This is a genomic window from Sphingomonas sp. CROZ-RG-20F-R02-07 (genome assembly GCF_022662335.1).
In the GTDB taxonomy this organism is placed as follows: domain Bacteria; phylum Pseudomonadota; class Alphaproteobacteria; order Sphingomonadales; family Sphingomonadaceae; genus Sphingomonas.
In genome coordinates this window covers 117980-135507 of record NZ_JAKNQJ010000006.1, presented here as the reverse complement: position 1 = coordinate 135507, position 17528 = coordinate 117980, and the positions used below count along the sequence as shown (strand labels likewise).

The window sequence follows — 17528 nt, the reverse complement described above, 5'->3', positions numbered from 1 at the left end:
AGGGTGACGCGATGACCGTCGCTCCACGCCGTCGCCGCACCCCCGCATCCGCGCTCCTTCCGGGGGCATATCGAACCATGCGTTCGGTCCTCCACTTCTTCCACTTCCTCCACTTCGCCCCCTCCACTTCGGGCGCGCGGGCATGAGCGCCAGCGACGTCCTGATCGTCGGCTCGGGTGCGGCGGGGCTTACCGCGGCGCTCAATCTGGCGGACCGGTTCAAGGTCACCGTGCTCGCCAAGGGCGCGCTGAACGAGGGCTCCACCGCCTGGGCGCAAGGGGGGATCGCCGCGGTGCTCGAACCCGGCGACACGTTCGAGCATCATGTCGAGGATACGATGGTCGCCGGCGCCGGCCTCAACGACCGCGACATCGTCGAGTTCGTCGTCGAGGGCGCGCCCGCCGCGATCGAGCGACTGACGCAGCTCGGCGTCCCCTTCGCCACCGAAGGAAACGCGCTCCACCTCACCCGCGAGGGCGGCCACAGCCACCGCCGCATCGTCCATGTCGCCGACGCGACGGGATGGGCGGTGCAGGAGGCGCTGCAACGCGCGGCTGAGGCGCATCCCAACATCACCCTCGTCCCCGATCAGGTCGCGATCGATCTCGCCACCGGGCGGCATGAGGAACGCTATTCGGGCGCGGGCAATGTCTGGGGCGTCTATGCGGTCGATCGCGGCACCGGGCACGTCAATCTGTACACCGCGAAGGCGACGATCCTCGCCACCGGCGGCGCGGGCCGCACCTATCTCTTCTCCACCGCGCCCCGCGGCGCGACGGGGGACGGCATCGCGATGGCGTGGAGGGCGGGAGCCCGGGTCAGCAACATGGAGATGATGCAGTTCCACCCGACCTGCCTCTACAATCTCGAGGTCAAGAACTTCCTCATCACCGAAGCGGTGCGCGGCGAGGGCGGGCGACTCATCAACCCGACCACGGGCAAGCGCTTCATGTCCTATTACGACGCCGAGCGCATGGAGCTCGCGCCACGCGACGTGGTGGCGCGCGCGATCGACGCCGAGATCAAGCGCTATGGCCTCGATTACGTCCATCTCGACATCAGCCACCAGCCGCCCGAATTCGTGAGGGCGCATTTCCCGAACATCTACGAGAAGCTGATCGGGCTCGGCATCGACATGACGACGCAGCCGATCCCGGTCGTGCCCGCGCAGCATTATACCTGCGGCGGCATCGTCATCGACCGCGACGGCCGCACCGACCTGCCCGGCCTGTACGCGGCGGGCGAGTGCACCGAGAGCGGGCTGCACGGCGCCAACCGCCTCGCGTCGAATTCGCTGCTCGAATGTTTCGTCTTCGGCGAGTCCTGCGCCGATCATATCGCCGCGCATTGGGACGCGCTGCCGCCCGTCCCCGTGATCCGCCCATGGGACGAAAGCCGCGTCACCGATTCGGACGAAGAAGTGGTCATCAAGCAGAACTGGACCGAGATCCGCCGGTTCATGTGGAACTATGTCGGCATCGTGCGCACCACCAAGCGGTTGCAGCGCGCGCAGGCCCGCATCCGCCTGCTGACGCATGAGGTGGAGGATTATTACGGCCATTTCCGCGTGACGCCCGATCTGATCGAGCTGCGCAACCTGCTGCAGACCGCCGAGCTGATCGTGCGATCAGCGCTACACCGCCACGAAAGCCGCGGGCTCCACTATACGCTCGACTGGCCCGAAACCGCGGCGGAGGCGGTGGATACCGTGCTGGTGCCATAAGGCCATGGGCGCCGGATCCTCGGTTGAGCCCGTGCGTGGCGCGGTTCGCCGCAAGTGGCGCAACGCCATGTTCCGGATGGTCGATCCACCGATAAGGATCGATCCCACGTTGCGCTGCGTCGGGAATATTATGCAGTCGAAGGGCTTCGGCCGTCTGGGTCTGATCGGAATGCTGGCGCTGCTTGGCGCGTGCGGATCGTCGTCGCGGCCGGGATCCAGTGGCGCCGCGCCCGGCCGCGACACACCCGTCGTCGTGTCGATCCCGGTGCCGCCGCCCGCCCCGCGCACCGGCCCGCGCGCGCCCGAACAGCTCGCGCGCCAGATCGCGCAGTTGCGGCAAGATTTCGGGGGCAAGGTGGGCATCGCGGTGCGCGCGGTCGATGCCGGCTGGACGGTGGAGGCAGGCGGCCACCAGCTGCTGCCGCAGCAATCGGTTTCGAAACTGTGGGTGGCGATCACGCTGCTCAGCCTGCGCGACGCGGGCAAGGCGCGGCTCGACGATCCGATCGTCGTCCGGCCCGAGGACATCACGCTGTTCCACCAGCCGGTGGCGATGCTGGTGAAGGGCGATGGCTATCACACCACCGTCGGCGGCCTGCTGACGCGCGCGCTGACGCAGAGCGACAACACCGCGAACGACCGGCTGCTCACCTATGTCGGCGGGCCCCCGGCGGTGCGCGCGATGATCGCCGCCAAGCGGCTGGGCGACATCCATTTCGGCCCCGGCGAGCGCCTGCTGCAAAGCCGGACGGCGGGGCTGACCTGGCAGCCCTCCTATGCGCAGGGCAACAATTTCGAGATCGCGCGCGCGCGCCTGACGCCCGAGGCGCGCGCCGCCGCGCTCGACGCCTATGTCGGCGATCCGCCCGACGGCGCCGCGCCGGTGGCGATCGCCGATGCGCTGGCGCGGCTGGCGCGCGGCGAGTTGCTGTCGGAAACCTCGACGCGGATCCTGCTCGACACGATGGGCGCCTCGCTCACCGGCCGCGCCCGGCTGCGTGCCGCGCTGCCGCCCGGGTGGAGCATCGCGCACAAGACCGGCACGGGCCAGGATCTGGGCGCGCGCAACGCCGGCTTCAACGATGTCGGCCTGCTCACCGCGCCCGACGGCCGCCGCTATGCGCTGGCGGTGATGATCGGCGACACGCGGCGCCCGATGCACGACCGCCAGTTGCTGATCCAGGCGGTGGCGAGCGCGGTGGCGGGCTATGCCGCCGGCGGAGGCGGTTCGGCGAACTGAGCCGCGGCCCCTCGGATCGGGTGGTCCTGCGCGCCGCGATCCGCTAGATCGGCGGCGATGCCCCACCTCTATCTCGTCGATGGCTCCGGCTATATCTTTCGCGCCTATCACCGGCTGCCGCCGCTCACCAACACGCATGGCGAGCCGGTCGGCGCGGTCTATGGCTATACCAGCATGTTGTGGAAGCTGGCGGACGAGGTGCATGCGGCCGACGGCCCCACCCACATGGCGGTGATCCTCGACAAATCGTCGAAGACCTTCCGCAATGAGCTGTACGACCAGTACAAGGCGCACCGCCCGCCCCCGCCCGAGGATCTCGTCCCCCAATTCCCGATGATCCGCGACGCGACGCGGGCCTTCTCCATCCCCTGCATTGAAACCGAGGGACTGGAGGCGGACGACATCATCGCCTGCTATGCGAAGGCCGCGCTGGCGCAGGGCTGGGCGGTGACGATCGTGTCGAGCGACAAGGATCTGATGCAGCTGATCGAGCCCGGGCTCGACATGTACGACACGATGAACAACCGTCGGCTGGGCGCGGAGCATGTCGCGGAGAAATTCCACGGCATCGCGCCCGGCCAGCTCGGCGACGTTCTGGCGCTGATGGGCGACAGCGTCGACAACGTGCCGGGCGTGCCGGGCGTCGGCCCCAAGACCGCCGCCAAGCTGATCCTCGAACATGGCGACCTCACCGCGGTGCTGGCGGCGGCCGAAGGCATGAAGCCGGGCAAGCTGCGCGACAATCTGATCGCGCATGCCGATATGGCGCGCCTCAGCCGCGCGCTGGTGACGCTGCGCTGCGACGTCGCGCTGCCCGAGCCGCTGGACGAACTCGAACTGAAGGGCATTCCCGACGCGCCGCTGCGTGCGTTCCTCGAACATCACGGCTTCAAGACGCTGCTCGCCAAGCTGGGGCAGGTTGCCGACGCGCCGGTCGCCGCACCCGCGGACGTGCCGATCGCGGCCGATCCGCCCTGCGATCACGATGCGTACGAGACGGTGGTGGACGAGGATGCGCTGGATCGCTGGATCGCGGTCGCGCGGCACCAGGGCTGGATCGCGGTCGATACCGAGACGACGGGCGTCGACGCGACGCGTGCCGAGCTGGTCGGCGTGTCGATGGCGCTTCACCCCAATCTGGCCTGCTATATCCCGCTCGGCCACGGCACCACCGACCTGCTCGCCGAGACGCCGGTCCAGCTCGACCGCGCCGTCGCGCTCGCTCGGCTAAAGCCGTTGCTGGAGGATCCGGCGGTCCTCAAGATCGGGCACAACCTCAAATACGACATGATCGTGCTCGGCCGCCTGGGCATCGCGGTCGCGCCGTTCGACGACACGATCGTGATGAGCTTCGATCTCGATGCCGGGCTGCACGGCCACGGCATGGACGAACTCGCCGCCACGCATCTGTCGCACAGCTGCATCGCGTTCAAGGACGTGGTCGGCACCGGCAAGACGCAGCGCGGCTTCCATGAGGTCGATCTGAAATCGGCGACGCGCTACGCCGCCGAGGATGCCGACGTCACCTATCGCCTCTGGAAACGCTTTCGCGCGCGGCTGCCGAACGAGCAGGCGACGCGCGTGTACGAGATGGTCGATCGGCCGCTCGTCCCCGTCGTCGCCGGCATGGAGATGCTGGGAATCAAGGTGGACAGCGCGAAGCTCGCTACCCTGTCCGCCACCTTCCAGGAGCAGATCGCCGGGCTGGAGACCGAGATCCATGCGCTGGCGGGCAGCGCGTTCACGATCGGCAGCCCCAAGCAGCTGGGCGACGTGCTGTTCGAGCGCATGGGGCTGAAGGGTGGCCGCAAGGGCAAATCGGGCGTCTATTCCACCGACGTCACCGAACTCGAACGCATCGCGCGCGACCTGAAGGGCACCGAAGAGCCGGGCGCGCAGATCGTGCGCAAGGTGCTCGAATGGCGCCAGCTCTCGAAGCTGAAATCCACCTATACCGACGCGCTCCAGGCGCAGGTGAACCCGGCCACGGGCCGCGTGCACACCTCGTACAGCCTGACCGGCGCACAGACCGGGCGGCTGTCGTCGACCGATCCCAATCTGCAGAATATCCCGATCCGCACCGAGACCGGCCGCCAGATCCGCGACGCGTTCGTGGCGGAGCCGGGCCATGTGATCCTGTCGGCGGATTATTCGCAGATCGAATTGCGTCTGGCCGCGCACATGGCCGACGTGCCCGCGCTGCGCGACGCCTTTGCGAACGGCGACGACATCCACAGCCTGACCGCGATGGAATTGTTCGGCGAGGTGAATCGCGACACGCGCGGGCGCGCCAAGACGATCAACTTCGCCATCCTCTACGGCATCAGCCGCTGGGGCCTCGCCGGCCGGCTCGACGTGAGCGCGGACGAGGCGCAGACGATGATCGACACCTATTTCGAGCGTTTCCCCGGCATCAACCGCTATATCGCCGAAACGCTGGAAGAGGTCCGCGCGCGCGGCTTCACGACGACGCTGTTCGGCCGCAAGACGCATTTCCCGCGGATCAAGTCCAAGGTGCAGGGTGAACGCCAGGGCGCCGAGCGCGCCGCGATCAACGCGCCGATCCAGGGCACCTGCGCCGACATCATCAAGCGCGCGATGGTGCGGATGACACCCGCGCTGGAGGCGGCGGGATTGGGTCACGTCCGCATGCTGCTCCAGGTGCACGACGAACTCGTGTTCGAACTGCCCGAAGCGGACGTGGCGGCGGCAAGCGTGGTGATCGAACGCGTGATGGCGACGGCGGCCGAACCCGCGGTCACCTTGTCGGTGCCGCTCGGCATCGAGATCGGCACCGGCGCGAGCTGGGGCGCGGCGCATTGACGGCGCAGCGCGGCGGCCGGCCGCGTCCGGCTGACTCGCGCGAGCCCGGCCGGCGGCGCGGCTTTGCGGTGGCGACCGCGCGGCGATGACCGAAGCCAAGGGGGATATCGACACGCTCGCCAAGGGCGGGCGGACGAACATCGCGGGGTTCGTGCTGCGCCTCGCCGCGCGCATCCCGTTCCTGTTCATCGCCGGCCGCATCTACGGCCCCGATCTGGTCGGGCGCTTCGCCATCGCGGTCGTGGTGGTGGAACTCGCCGCGCTCGTCGCGACTTTGGGGCTGAAGCGCGGGCTCGCCCAGGCGCTCGCATCGAGCGACCAGCCCGCCAACATGGTGGTGTGGGATGCGATGGCGGTCGCGTTCCTGGCGGCGATCGCCGCCAGCTTCGTGCTGTGGCTGTTTCCGCAGATCATGTATCCCAACACCGCGGTGCGCGGGCTCGATCGCTATCTGCCGTGCATCATCGTCGCGGTCGCCTGGTCCGACGTGAGCCTCGCCGCGCTCGCCTATCGGCTGAACGTGCAGGCGACCGTCACCGCGCGTGCGGTGGTGGAGCCCTGGACGATCTCGATCGCCGCCTGGGCGTTTTCGTTCGTCACCATCCGCAACGGCCTCGTGCTGTCCTATGTCGCCTCGATGAGCGCGGCGCTGATCGCGAGCCTCGTTCCCTTTCTGCGCAGCTATGGCCTGCCGCGGGGCTGGAAGCCGCGGATCGCGCCGCTCGCCCGGCTGACGCGTGCCAATGTGCCGCTCGCGGGCGCCGATGCGCTCGAATGGGGCACGCGCAACGTCGATCGCTTCATCCTCGGGCTGTTGTTCGCGCCCAAGATCGTCGGCATCTACTATATGGCGCAACAGGTCGCCTCGCTGCCGCAGAAGCTGAAGACGAGCTTCGATCCGATCCTCGGTCCGGTCATCACGCAGAGCCTGGCGGTGGACGACCGCGGCGCGATCGCGCGGCAGGTGCGCCAGGTCGCGTTCTGGATCATGGCGGCGCAGGGGTGCCTCGCGCTCATGGGGTCGATCCCGGGCGAAGCGGTGATGGGCGTGGTCGGGCCCCAGTTCGTGGCGGGCACCGCGGCGCTCGCCTTCCTGCTGATCGCCGAGGTGCTCGCCTCGGCGGGCGCGGTCAGCGAATCGGCGCTCGTCTATATCGCGCGGCACCGCAACCTGATGATCTCGGTGGCGATGCTGGGCGTGCAGATCGCGCTGAGCCTGGCGCTGATCTTCGCGATGCGCCGGCTCGGCTGGCCGCCCGCCTGGCAGGCGGCGGGGCCGGCGGTCGCGCTGATGCTGTCGCTCGGCTGCACCAGCCTCATCAAGATGCGGCTGCTCTCGCGGCTGCTGGCCGCCGCGGTGTCGCCCTGGCGCTGGCCGATGCTGTGGGCGGTGCTGGCGGCGATTGCAGTGGGCAGTTGCTTCACCGCGCTGCCCCATCGCTACGAATGGGCAGAGCTCGCGATCGGCGAGCCCGCCATCGCCGCCACCTATCTGTTCATCCTGTGGCGCTTCGCCTTCGCCCCCGCCGATCGCGCGTTGTTCGGATCGGTGCCGCGCGCGGACGAGGCGACGCTGCCGTACGAGGGCTCGCCGACCCGCTGAGGATCAGTGGCGGAAGTGGCGCATGCCGGTGAAGACCATCGCCAGCCCCGCCGCATCGGCCGCCGCGATCACGTCGGCGTCGCGGATCGATCCGCCCGGCTGGATCACCGCGGTGGCGCCCGCCTCCACCGCCGCCATCAGCCCGTCGGCGAACGGGAAGAACGCATCCGACGCCACCGCCGAGCCGATCGTGCGCGGGGCGGCCCAGCCGGCCTTGTCCGCCGCGTCCTTGGCCTTCCAGGCGGCGATGCGCGCGGATTCCAGCCGGTTCATCTGGCCGGCGCCGATTCCGGCGGTGCTGCCGTCCCTGGCATAGACGATCGCGTTCGACTTGACGTGCTTGGCGACCGTCCAGGCAAAGCGGCAATCGGCCAGCTCCTGCGCGGTCGGCGCGCGCTTCGTGACGACGCGCAGGTCGTCCGGCGTGCCATTGTCGCGGCCCTGCACCAGCCAGCCGCCCGCGATCGATTTGGCGGCGAGCCCCCCGCGCGCCGGATCGGGCAGCTCGCCCGTCAGCAGCAGCCGCAGATTCTTCTTGGCGGCGAACAGCGCGCGCGCCTCGTCGTCGGCATCGGGGGCCACCACGACTTCGGTGAAGATCTCGACGATCGCGCGCGCGGTGGCGCCGTCGAGCGGCCGGTTGACCGCGACGATCCCGCCGAACGCCGAGACGGTGTCGCACGCGAACGCGGCGGCATAGGCGTCGGCGAGGCTGGATGCGGTCGCGACGCCGCACGGATTGGCGTGCTTGACGATCACGCAGGTGGGCTGGGCGTCGCGGAATTCGGCGACCAGCTCCAGCGCGGCATCAGCGTCGTTCAGATTGTTGTAGCTCAGCGCCTTGCCCTGGATCTGGCTCGCCTGGCCGATCCCGCGCACGCCGCTGTCGGCGGTGTAGAAGGCAGCGGCCTGGTGCGGATTCTCGCCATACCGCAGCGCATCGCCGCGCTTGAGCACGATCGGCAGCGTTTCCGGGAACGCCTCGCCCTGATCGACCGTGCCGAACCAGTGCGCGATCATCCCGTCATAGGCCGCGGTCGCCGCGAACGCCTTGGCGGCCAGCCGGCGACGGTCCGCCAGGCTGGTGCTGCCGCCTTCCACCAGCGCATAATCCGCAGGGTCGGTGAGGATCGCGACATAGGCGTGGTTCTTGGCGGCGGAGCGCACCATCGACGGCCCGCCAATGTCGATATTCTCGATGATCGTGTCGCGGTCGGCGCCCTTGGCGACCGTCTGCGCGAACGGATAGAGGTTCACCACCACCAGATCGATCGCGCCGATGCCGTGCGCGGCCATCGCGGCGGCATGCGCGGGATCGTCGCGCACCGCGAGCAGACCGCCATGCACGGTCGGGTGAAGCGTCTTCACGCGCCCGTCCATCATCTCCGGGAAACCGGTCATCTCGGACACGTCGATCACCGCCAGCCCCGCCTCGCGCAGCGCCGCCGCGGTGCCGCCGGTCGAGACCAGCTCGACGCCGTGCGCCGCAAGCGTGCGGCCGAGTTCGACGATGCCCGTCTTGTCGGAGACGGAGAGGAGCGCGCGGCGGATCGGGATGCTGGTCATGCGCGCCCTCTGGCCGTTCAGAGCGCGCGCTTCAAGGCCCAGCTCACGCTCGCGCCGCCTGCCGCGGCCTCGCCCGACACGACGATCTGCTGCGTCGGCACCATACGGCCGTCGCCGTCGATCCACAGCGAGGGCTCGATCGCGAGATTGCCGCCGCGGCAGCGGAACTGCCACAGCGCGCCGCCGGCCAGCCGCAGGATCGCCGCCATGCCGTCCGCGGTGGGCGACGCCTCGACACCCGCGCCCAGATGCAGCCGGATCGCGAACGGCGTCGCGCCGCCGCGGTGCCGGCGGCCCTGCGGCAGCAGCGCATCCTCGCCGCGCAGCTCGCGCCCGTCGCCCGTCAGCATCAGCTGCCGCCGATGAAGAAAGCCGTAGCGGCGCACATAGCCGTCATGCGTGGCCTCGATCCGGCTGGCGGCATCCGATTCCTGCCGGCTCAGCTCCACCTCGGCGACGCCGCGGCCGAGTGTGCCGTCGGCATGGATCGCGGTCGAATTGCTGTCCGCCACCACCAGCGTCGAATGCGCGGCGCTCGACCGCAGCGCGGCGGTGAGCGCTGGCGGCAGCGTGGCCAATCCGGCCTGCGCGCCGCCGCAATTGACGACGATCCGCGCCGGACCATCGGAGAATTCGAACGCCAGCGTCGAGGCGCAGCCACCCTCCACCACGCGCGCCACGGGCGGCGGCGCGGCGTCGACGATCAGCACCGCCGATCCCGCCGCCAGCCGCTGATAGCCCCAGTCGCGCGCCTGGCGCAGCGGCCGGGTACGGATGCCCGTCGCCTCGATCACCGCCGCCACGCTGTCCGCGGGCACCGGGCCGCCGCCCTGCCAGCTCGACAGCCCGCGATCGCCATGCGCGACGCCCAGCAGCGCCGGCACCATCCGTCCGAGCGCGGCACCGATCGGCTCGGGCAGGTCGATCCGCCGCGCTGCATAGGTCTCGCGCAGCGACGCCAGCAACTGGATCGAATCGAGCAACGCCGCCGGGCTGCGCGTCACCGATCCGCCATCGTCGAACAGCGACGCCGCCAGCGCGCGCACCAGCCCCGCCTCGCCGAACGCGCGGCGCGGATCGCCGCCCGGGATCAGCAGCCCCGCCGCCACCACGCCGCACCACGCCGCGATCCGCGGCGGCCCGGCCGGCGCCTTGTCCGCGCCGCGATCGAGGTGCCGCGCGCCACGGGCGAGCGCGTTCAGCACGCTCGAGCGATACACCAGATCGGTCGACGACAGGATCAGCGGCGCATGGCTCGTCCAGGCGAGGATGCGCCGCCCCCACAGATCCGCGCGCCACGCCGCGCCGCCCACGCTGTCGGCATGCTGGTCGAGCCAGCGCGCCATCAGATATTCGGCGATCGGCGCGCCTTGCGCGCGCGTCGCCACGGTCGACAGGTCGCGCAGCCAGCCAAAGCCGTGGAGATAGTCGCCGAACGCCTTGCCATAGACGGGCCGGGCCAGATCGAGCGTTTCGATCGCATGATGTTCGCCGCGGTGGCTGAGCATCCCCTCGATCAGCGCGCGCCCGCGCGGCACGTCGCCTATGATCGGGTCCTCGGGCACCGCGATCAGCTTCAGCGGATAGCGCCCCTTCAGCCGCATGCCGTGGATCGGCGTGCGCCACGTCAGCCGGTGGAAGCGTTCGGACAGCCGCTCGGCCAGGCTCAACGCCTTGTCGCCGCCCAGGCGGATCAGCCGCTTGCCCTCCTGGATGCCGTCGGTCGCGGCATCGGGGGTCAGGTCGTTCATCCGCCCCGCAGCGCGGCGATGTTGGCGGCATAGGCCGCCGGGCCGCCGCGAAAGACCGACGTGCCCGCCACCAGCGCGTCGGCACCGGCATCGATGCAGCGGCGCGCCCAGCGCGGATCGACACCGCCATCCACCTCCAGATCGATCGCGCGGCCGTTCACATCGATCATCCGGCGCACCGCCTCGATCTTCTTCAACTGGTTCTCGATGAAGCTCTGCCCGCCAAAGCCCGGATTCACGCTCATCACCAGCACGAGATCGGCGCTGTCGAGCAGGTAATCGAGCGCCTTGGCCGGCGTGCCCGGGCAGATCACCACGCCCGCGCGCTTGCCCAGCCCCTTGATGTGCTGAAGCGAGCGATGGATGTGCGGCCCCGCCTCGACATGCACGCTGATCGTGTCCGCGCCCGCCTCGGCAAAGGCGTCGAGATACGGATCGACCGGCGCGATCATCAGATGCACGTCGAACGGCTTGGCGGTGACGCCGCGGATCGCCTTCATCACCACCGGCCCGAACGAGATGTTGGGCACGAAATGCCCGTCCATCACGTCGATATGGATCCAGTCGGCGCCCGCCGCGTCGATCGCGCGCACCTCCTCGCCCAGCCGGGCGAAATCGGCGGAGAGGATCGAGGGCGCGATGCGGACTGGATTCATGGGGTTATCTCTACCATCCGGCCGCGATGCGGCAAGTCAGCCATTGCGCACCAGCTTGGCGATGAAGAACCCGTCGCAGCCGCCCGCCTTTTCGAGCATGCCCGGAAAGGTGCGGATCGCGCCGCCGTCCGTGGGCGCGATCCCCGGCGGCAGCGCCGCCGGATCGGGCGCCCCCAGCGCATAATCGCCGCGCGCTGCCAGGAACGCCGCGATCTGCGCCTCGCCCTCCGCGGGCTCGAGCGAACAGGTCGCGAAGACGAGCGTGCCGCCCGGCTTCACCCAGTCCGCCGCCCGCGCGAGGATCTTCGCCTGCGTCTCGGCCATCTCGCGGATGATCGACGGGCGCACGCGGTGGAGCACGTCGGGATGGCGCCGCACGATCCCGGTCGCGCTGCACGGCGCGTCGAGCAGGACCGCATCGGCCGGCGCGGCGGGCGCCCATTCGAGCACGTCGGCGCGCACCACCTCGGCCTTGGCGCGTGTGCGGTGGAGATTCTCGCGCAGCCGCTTGATCCGCCCCTGCGACGAATCCACTGCCGTCACCTGCCAGCCGGCGGTGGCGAGTTGCAGCGTCTTGCCGCCCGGCGCGGCGCACAGGTCGAGCACCTGCCCCGCCCCCTCGCCCAGCAACCGCACGGGGATCGAGGCCGCGATGTCCTGCACCCACCAGGCGCCATCGGCGAACCCCTCCATCTCCTGCACCGGCGCATGGTCGCGCAGCCGCAGATGGCCCGGCATCAGGCTTTCGCCGCCCAGCCGTTCCCGCCAGGCTTCGGTTGCATCCGGATCGGCGAGCGTCAGGTCGAGCGGCGGCGGCGCGGCGATCGCCGCGGCGGTGCCCTCCACCATGTCCCACCCCCAGGCCGCATCCCAGCGCAGCGCGACCGCCTCGGGCAGGGTCGGCACCTCCGGCAGCAGCACGCCGCTGCGCACCAAGGTGCCGAACACGCCGTGGACCAGCTTGCGCGGGCCGCCGTCCATCAGCGGCAGCACGGTCGCGATCGCGGCATGCGCGGGCGTGCCCAGCACCAGCACCTGGACGAGCGCGATCCGCAGCGCCATCCGCGCCTTCGCATCGTCGGGCAGGGGGCGCTGCGTGGCGGAATCGATCAGCGAATCGAGGTCGGGGATCCGCCGCAGCGTCTCCGCGGCGATCGCGTGCGCCAGGCCGCGATCGGGCCCGTGGATCATCCGCGTCGCCCCCGCCAGTGCCGATTCGAGCGGCTCGCCGCGCCGCAGTACCGCGTCGAGCAGGCGGATCGCAGCCCGTCTGGTGGGAACGCCCAGCGGCTCGGGAGCGTGCGTATGGTCAGGCACGAGCGACGATCATGGCGGAGAGTCCTTGGCAAAGCGGGTGCACGCACCGATGTGGCGACACACCGCCGCAACCGAAAGACCCGCCATGGCCAAGCGCCCCGCCCATGTGAAGCCGCCATCGCATCTGGCGAAGAATACCCCCGTGCCGCAGCCTGAGCCGATGGAACGCCCGGCGAAGGATCCCCAGGGGCTCGATCCCACCCGCTATGGCGATTGGGAGCTGAAGGGCATCGCGATCGATTTCTGACGCATCCGGAACGATTTCGCGCGCCGAAGCGTCGGGCGCGCCATGCACATGCGCGCTTTCGCCACCAAAGGCTGGCCCACGATCCTGGGGCTGGCGCTCGCCGGCCTCGTCCTGCTGGCGATCGTCGGCGTCGCGTTCTTTCCGTTCGGAATGTTGAAGGGGCTGATCGAGCGGCGTCTGTCCGCCCGGCTCGACCGCCCGGTGACGATCGCGGAGATCACGCGCGTGGGCGGCCCCGGCTTCACCCCCATTGTCGCGATCCGCGGCGTGCGCATCCCGCAGGCGGCATGGGCGGGCAAAGGCGATTTCGTCACGCTCGACAGCGCGCGCGCCACATTTTCGGTATGGCCGCTGCTGATCGGGCGGTTCGCGCCGCGCGACGTGACGCTCTCGGGGCTGCATCTCGTGCTGGTGCGCGATGCGAAGGGCCGCACCAACTGGCAGCGCGGCGGGCAGAAAAAGGGCGGCAGCGGCTCCGATGCGCTACGCGGCCTCACGATCGCGAACAGCGTGATCGACTATCGCGACGGCAAGCAGGACCGCTGGGTGACGCTGAACGTCGCGTCCGATCCCAAGGGCGGGGTGCGCGCCGATGGCCGCGGATCGGTGCGCGGCGCCGCGATCGCGGTGCATTTCGCCGGCCCGGCGATCGGCCCCGACACCCGGCCCTGGCCCTTCACCGCCAGCCTTGCGGGCGACCGGCTGGCGATGACGGCGCGCGGCACGATGGACCGGCCGCTCGATACCAACGCGATGAGCCTCGACGTTCAGGCGCGTGCCGCCGATCTGAAGCTGATCGACGCGGTGATCGAGGCCGGGCTGTTCAAGACGCGCGCGGTGACGCTTTCCGCGCATGTCCGCCACGATCGGCCCAAATGGGAGATCACCCGGCTGGACGGCACGATCGGCCGTTCGCAACTGTCCGGCTGGCTGAACGTCGACAAGCAGGACGGGCGCACCAAGCTGACGGGGCAGATCGCCTCGCGCCAGCTCGACTTCAACGACCTGTCGTCGTCGGAGGGCCGCGCGCAGGCCGCCGCGCTCGAAGCGCGGATCGGCCCGCGGATCGTGCCCAACACGCCCGTCGATATCGGCAAGATCGATCGCACCGACGGCACGATCCGCTTCGCGGTCGACCGGATCGTCAGCGACACCGGAGATTCGTCGCTGGTCGCGCTGTCGGGCACCGCGACGATGGACCACCAGTTGCTCACCATCGCGCCGCTCCGGCTGCGGCTGCCGCACGGGCTGGTGACGGGGCGGATGAGCGTCGACCAGCGAGGCGGCCGCGCGGTGCCGATCGTGCGCGTCGACGTGAAGCTGGCGAGCAGCATGCCGGTGGCGATCGCGTCGGACATGGGATCGTTCACCGGCCATATCGACGCCACCGCGCATCTCCGCGGTCCGGGCGAGACGATCCGCGCGGCGATCGGCCATGCGGACGGCACGGTCGGCTTCGTCGCGCGCGACGGCACGCTGCCCCGGCGGATCGCCGACGCGCTGGGCTTCGACGCCGGACGCGCGTTGCTGGCCAAGAGCGACCAGAGCGCCGGGCTGCGCTGCGTCGTGGCACGGCTGGCGATGCGGGGCGGCACCGGCCGCGTCGATCCGCTGATCCTCGATACGACGCAGAGCCAGATGAAGGGGCGCGGCACGGTCACCTTTCCGGGCGAGACGATCGCGGTCGTGCTGACCGGCGCGCCCAAACAGGGCGCCGTCCTTCGCCTGCCGGGCGAGGCCTATCTGCGGGGCACGATCAGCTCGCCCGCCATCGTGGTGCCGCCCGAAGTCAAGTCGGTCGGCAACATCTTTAAGGCGATCGGCCGTGCGATCAAGGGGACTCAGGGGCCGATCGCGGGCAATGCCGATTGCGCCGCGCTCGCCGCCCGCGCGCTGCGCTAGGACGGGATGCCATGAGCGTGACCGGATCACCAAATCCGTTCGCGCTGAGCTTGTCGGTGCACGCCTTCGCGGTCCGCACAGGCCCTTCGACAAGCTCAGGGCAAACGGATCGACGTCACGTTATCCAACCGGGCGCCGCGCCTCAAGGCGTCGGCGGGGTGGTCGCCGGCAACGTGGAAGCCGCGGGCGCGACCGCCGGCGTGGACACCGCCGGGACGGGCGGGTTGCCCTGCCCCAGGATCGCCGCGCTCTCGATCGCATCGAGCGCCTGACGCGCGAGCAGATAGCGTTTCGCCATCGCCAGCCAGTTGACCGCGACCGCGGCGCCCGGCAGCCGGCCCACCTCCGCGCGCGCCGCCTCCACCTGGCCCCCGTCGAGCAGGCGCCGCGCGCGTGCCAGCCGGTCGGCCGGCAGCGGCGAGGCCGAGCCGGTCGAGCGCAGGATGACGAGGCTGCCCAATTCGCGCTGCAGGCTCGCCCAGATGCCCTCGCCGCCATGGCCGGTGGCGATCGCCGTGCCGATGCCGTCCAGCCCGACGCGCAGATCCTCCAGCGTCACCGGCGCGCGCGCCATCTGGCCGATGACGAGCACCGCGCGCGGCTGGGCGGCGCCGAAGCGCTGGCGCAACTGTTCCTCCAGATAGCCGAGCGGCGCGCCGCGATCGACCGCGCGACGCGCGGCGAACGCGATCAGCAGCGCTTCGGCCCGACTCGCCTCGCCGCCCGCCGCGGCCGCATCGGCAGCGACCGCCGCGGTGCGCGTCTCGAGCGTGGTCAGTGCGGCGGCGAGCGCCGTCTCGCGCGTGGCGAGCAAGGCGGGATCGACCGCGGGATTGGCCGGCGCGCTTTCCCCCACGCCCAGCGGCTGCGCGGGGGTGAAACCGCTCACCGTCCGCGTCGTCGACGTCTCGGCCGCGGCGCCATGCGCGGTCGGCCAGGCCTTCACCGCCAGCAGCGCGGCCACGATGCCGACCAGCAGCCCCAGGATCCCGATCGCGATCAGCACGGCGGCGCCTGGCCGCTTGGCGCGGCGGGTCTCGATCGATCGGGCATCGCTCATGGCCCGCTTATCTCCGCCGCGGGCGTCACGGTCAATCGGTGAGCGTCCGGGCCAGCGCGACGAGGGTCGCATCGTCGGGCCGCGCCGCGTGCGCCACCCGCTCCCACCCTGCTCCGGCCGCCGCGGCCACGGCCGCGCTGAGCGCCGCAACACGAACCCCGGCGCGATCGAGCGGCAGGGCCGCGAACGCCCGCGCGGCGCGGGCGGAGTGGAGCAGCGCCACCTGCCCCGCCAGCGCCGCCAAGGTCGCCGGCGCCACGGGCAGCGGCTCGGCGGCATAGACCGCGATGGCCGGCAGGTCCGCCTGGGTCATTCGCTCGCGCGCGCCCAGATGGAGCAACCGCCCGCGCGCGTCCGGCAGCGCGTCGATCCCGCCCGCCCCTGTCGCCACGACGCGGAACCCCGCCGCGCGCGCCGCCGCCGCGGTCGCTGCGCCCACCGCCAGCACGGGCAGCGCCCGCAGCCGGTCGAGCCCCGGCCCACCATGCCGCACGGCATTTGCGCTGGTGAGCAGCAGCGCGTCGTAATCGTGCGGGTCGGGGGGCTGCCAGGCGAGCGGCACGACCGCGAACAGCGGCAGCCGGATCGCGACATGCCCCCCCGCCTCGATCGCCGCCGCGGTGCGCGCGTTGCCCGGCTCCGGCCGCAGCACCGCGAGCGCACGGCTCACGCCGCGAACAGCCGCCGCACCGCCAAAGGCGCGCGTTCGAGCAGTTCGGCGGCGAGCCGCGCGCCCGAATCGTCGCCGACCACGCCCGTCGTCGCGCCTTCGACCTGCGCCTCGCCACCCTCGGCCAGCAATTCGGCGCGCAGCGTCAGCCGCCCGTCCACAAGCGTCGCGAGCGCCCCCACCGGCGAGTGGCAATCCGCGCGAAGGGCGGCGAGCAGCGCGCGCTCCGCGGCCACGCAGGCGCTGGTCGCCGCATCGTCGATCGCCGCCACCCGCGTCAGCGCCGCCGCATCGTCCGCGCGCACCTCGATCCCCACCGCGCCTTGCGCGGGTGCGGGCAGCATCGCCGCCGGATCGATCGGCGTGCCCGTCGCGCCGTGCCCCAGCCGGTCGAGCCCTGCCGCCGCCAGCAGCGTGGCATCCACCGCGCCCGTCGCGAGCTTCGCCAGCCGCGTGCCCACATTGCCGCGGAACAGCACGATTTGCAGGTCGGGCCGCTGGCGCAGCAATTGCGCGCGCCGCCTGGGGCTGCTGGTGCCGACGACCGCGCCCATGCGCAACGCCGCGACCGAATCCGCCCCGATCAATCGGTCGCGCACATCGGCGCGCGGCAGCATCGCGGCGATCGCGATCGCCGCCGGCCGCACCGTCTCGACATCCTTCATCGAATGGACGCACGCATCCACCTCGCCCTCGAGCAGCGCGCGATCGAGTTCGCGCGTCCACAGCGCCTTGCCGCCGATCTCCGCCAGCGCGCGATCCTGTACCCGATCGCCGGTGGTGCGGATCGGCACGATCGCGACCCCGTCCGCCGGCCAGCCATGCGCCGCGCACAGCCCGCTTCGCACCATCTCCGCCTGTACGAGCGCCAGCGCCGAACCGCGCGTGCCGAGCCTGAACCGAACCATGATCCGCCCATGGACCAGCACGGGGCGCTTCGACAAGCGCGCGGCGAGCGCTTATGTCGCTG

General features: G+C 71.1%; 13 protein-coding genes. 6 read left to right on the top strand and 7 right to left on the bottom strand.

What is annotated here, in order from left to right; translation table 11 throughout:
* The first annotated feature begins 142 nt into the window (after positions 1 to 142).
* The 4 genes from nadB to L8H00_RS11205 all read left to right on the top strand — a co-directional run bounded on the left by nadB (position 143) and on the right by L8H00_RS11205 (position 7389).
* Positions 143 to 1723 (top strand): L-aspartate oxidase, encoded by a 1581-nt coding sequence (gene nadB, locus L8H00_RS11220; protein WP_242097401.1) that lies wholly within the window; start codon positions 143 to 145, stop codon positions 1721 to 1723.
* A gap of 130 nt (positions 1724 to 1853) precedes the next feature.
* Positions 1854 to 2963, top strand: coding sequence for a serine hydrolase (locus L8H00_RS11215; RefSeq protein WP_242097400.1), 1110 nt, complete (start codon positions 1854 to 1856; stop codon positions 2961 to 2963).
* A 57-nt stretch (positions 2964 to 3020) separates the two neighbouring features.
* Positions 3021 to 5786, top strand: coding sequence for a DNA polymerase I (polA, locus tag L8H00_RS11210; RefSeq protein ID WP_242097399.1), 2766 nt, complete (start codon positions 3021 to 3023; stop codon positions 5784 to 5786).
* Between the two features lie 85 nt (positions 5787 to 5871).
* A complete protein-coding gene (locus L8H00_RS11205) occupies positions 5872 to 7389 on the top strand; it encodes an oligosaccharide flippase family protein (RefSeq protein ID WP_242097398.1) in 1518 nt (505 codons plus the stop codon).
* A gap of 3 nt (positions 7390 to 7392) precedes the next feature.
* Here the strand turns inward: L8H00_RS11205 and purH are convergent, their stop codons facing one another.
* Genes purH through L8H00_RS11185 form a run of 4 tightly spaced genes read right to left on the bottom strand, consistent with a single transcriptional unit; the run spans position 7393 to position 12679 of the window.
* Positions 7393 to 8955: a bifunctional phosphoribosylaminoimidazolecarboxamide formyltransferase/IMP cyclohydrolase gene (gene purH / locus L8H00_RS11200; RefSeq protein ID WP_242097397.1), complete on the bottom strand. Its 1563-nt coding sequence runs from the start codon at positions 8953 to 8955 to the stop codon at positions 7393 to 7395.
* 17 nt (positions 8956 to 8972) lie between these two features.
* Positions 8973 to 10706, bottom strand: a complete 1734-nt coding sequence (locus L8H00_RS11195; RefSeq protein WP_242097396.1) for a heparinase II/III family protein — start codon at positions 10704 to 10706, stop codon at positions 8973 to 8975.
* A complete protein-coding gene (gene rpe / locus L8H00_RS11190) occupies positions 10703 to 11362 on the bottom strand; it encodes a ribulose-phosphate 3-epimerase (RefSeq protein WP_242097395.1) in 660 nt (219 codons plus the stop codon). The genes L8H00_RS11195 and rpe overlap by 4 nt, the downstream gene beginning before the upstream one ends.
* A gap of 36 nt (positions 11363 to 11398) precedes the next feature.
* On the bottom strand, positions 11399 to 12679 hold the full coding sequence (locus L8H00_RS11185) for a transcription antitermination factor NusB (protein WP_242097394.1): 1281 nt from the start codon (positions 12677 to 12679) through the stop codon (positions 11399 to 11401).
* 85 nt (positions 12680 to 12764) lie between these two features.
* On the opposite strand from L8H00_RS11185, the gene L8H00_RS11180 reads away from it, so the two are divergent.
* Both L8H00_RS11180 and L8H00_RS11175 read left to right on the top strand, forming a co-directional pair.
* The gene (locus L8H00_RS11180) at positions 12765 to 12926 is read left to right on the top strand and encodes a DUF1674 domain-containing protein (RefSeq protein WP_242097393.1); all 162 of its coding nucleotides are present in this window, start codon (positions 12765 to 12767) and stop codon (positions 12924 to 12926) included.
* 42 nt (positions 12927 to 12968) lie between these two features.
* Complete coding sequence (locus tag L8H00_RS11175) at positions 12969 to 14828, top strand: AsmA family protein (protein ID WP_242097392.1); 1860 nt, start codon at positions 12969 to 12971, stop codon at positions 14826 to 14828.
* A gap of 142 nt (positions 14829 to 14970) precedes the next feature.
* On the opposite strand, the gene L8H00_RS11170 is transcribed toward L8H00_RS11175, so the two are convergent.
* Genes L8H00_RS11170 through hemC form a run of 3 tightly spaced genes read right to left on the bottom strand, consistent with a single transcriptional unit; the run spans position 14971 to position 17466 of the window.
* Positions 14971 to 15888, bottom strand: coding sequence for an MICOS complex subunit MIC60 (locus L8H00_RS11170; protein WP_242097391.1), 918 nt, complete (start codon positions 15886 to 15888; stop codon positions 14971 to 14973).
* Positions 15889 to 15919: 31 nt separating this feature from the next.
* The gene (locus L8H00_RS11165) at positions 15920 to 16558 is read right to left on the bottom strand and encodes a uroporphyrinogen-III synthase (RefSeq protein WP_242097390.1); all 639 of its coding nucleotides are present in this window, start codon (positions 16556 to 16558) and stop codon (positions 15920 to 15922) included.
* Positions 16555 to 17466: a hydroxymethylbilane synthase gene (gene hemC / locus L8H00_RS11160; RefSeq protein WP_242097389.1), complete on the bottom strand. Its 912-nt coding sequence runs from the start codon at positions 17464 to 17466 to the stop codon at positions 16555 to 16557. The genes L8H00_RS11165 and hemC overlap by 4 nt, the downstream gene beginning before the upstream one ends.
* Positions 17467 to 17528: the final 62 nt, after the last annotated feature.

Bases quoted from the DNA above. Each gene is read 5' to 3' on its own strand.
- nadB (WP_242097401.1), top strand. From the start codon at position 143: ATGAGCGCCAGCGACGTCCTGATCGTCGGCTCGGGTGCGGCGGGGCTT.
- L8H00_RS11215 (WP_242097400.1), top strand. From the start codon at position 1,854: ATGCAGTCGAAGGGCTTCGGCCGTCTGGGTCTGATCGGAATGCTGGCG.
- polA (WP_242097399.1), top strand. From the start codon at position 3,021: ATGCCCCACCTCTATCTCGTCGATGGCTCCGGCTATATCTTTCGCGCC.
- L8H00_RS11205 (WP_242097398.1), top strand. From the start codon at position 5,872: ATGACCGAAGCCAAGGGGGATATCGACACGCTCGCCAAGGGCGGGCGG.
- purH (WP_242097397.1), bottom strand. From the start codon at position 8,955: ATGACCAGCATCCCGATCCGCCGCGCGCTCCTCTCCGTCTCCGACAAG.
- L8H00_RS11195 (WP_242097396.1), bottom strand. From the start codon at position 10,706: ATGAACGACCTGACCCCCGATGCCGCGACCGACGGCATCCAGGAGGGC.
- rpe (WP_242097395.1), bottom strand. From the start codon at position 11,362: ATGAATCCAGTCCGCATCGCGCCCTCGATCCTCTCCGCCGATTTCGCC.
- L8H00_RS11180 (WP_242097393.1), top strand. From the start codon at position 12,765: ATGGCCAAGCGCCCCGCCCATGTGAAGCCGCCATCGCATCTGGCGAAG.
- L8H00_RS11175 (WP_242097392.1), top strand. From the start codon at position 12,969: ATGCACATGCGCGCTTTCGCCACCAAAGGCTGGCCCACGATCCTGGGG.
- L8H00_RS11170 (WP_242097391.1), bottom strand. From the start codon at position 15,888: ATGAGCGATGCCCGATCGATCGAGACCCGCCGCGCCAAGCGGCCAGGC.
- hemC (WP_242097389.1), bottom strand. From the start codon at position 17,466: ATGGTTCGGTTCAGGCTCGGCACGCGCGGTTCGGCGCTGGCGCTCGTA.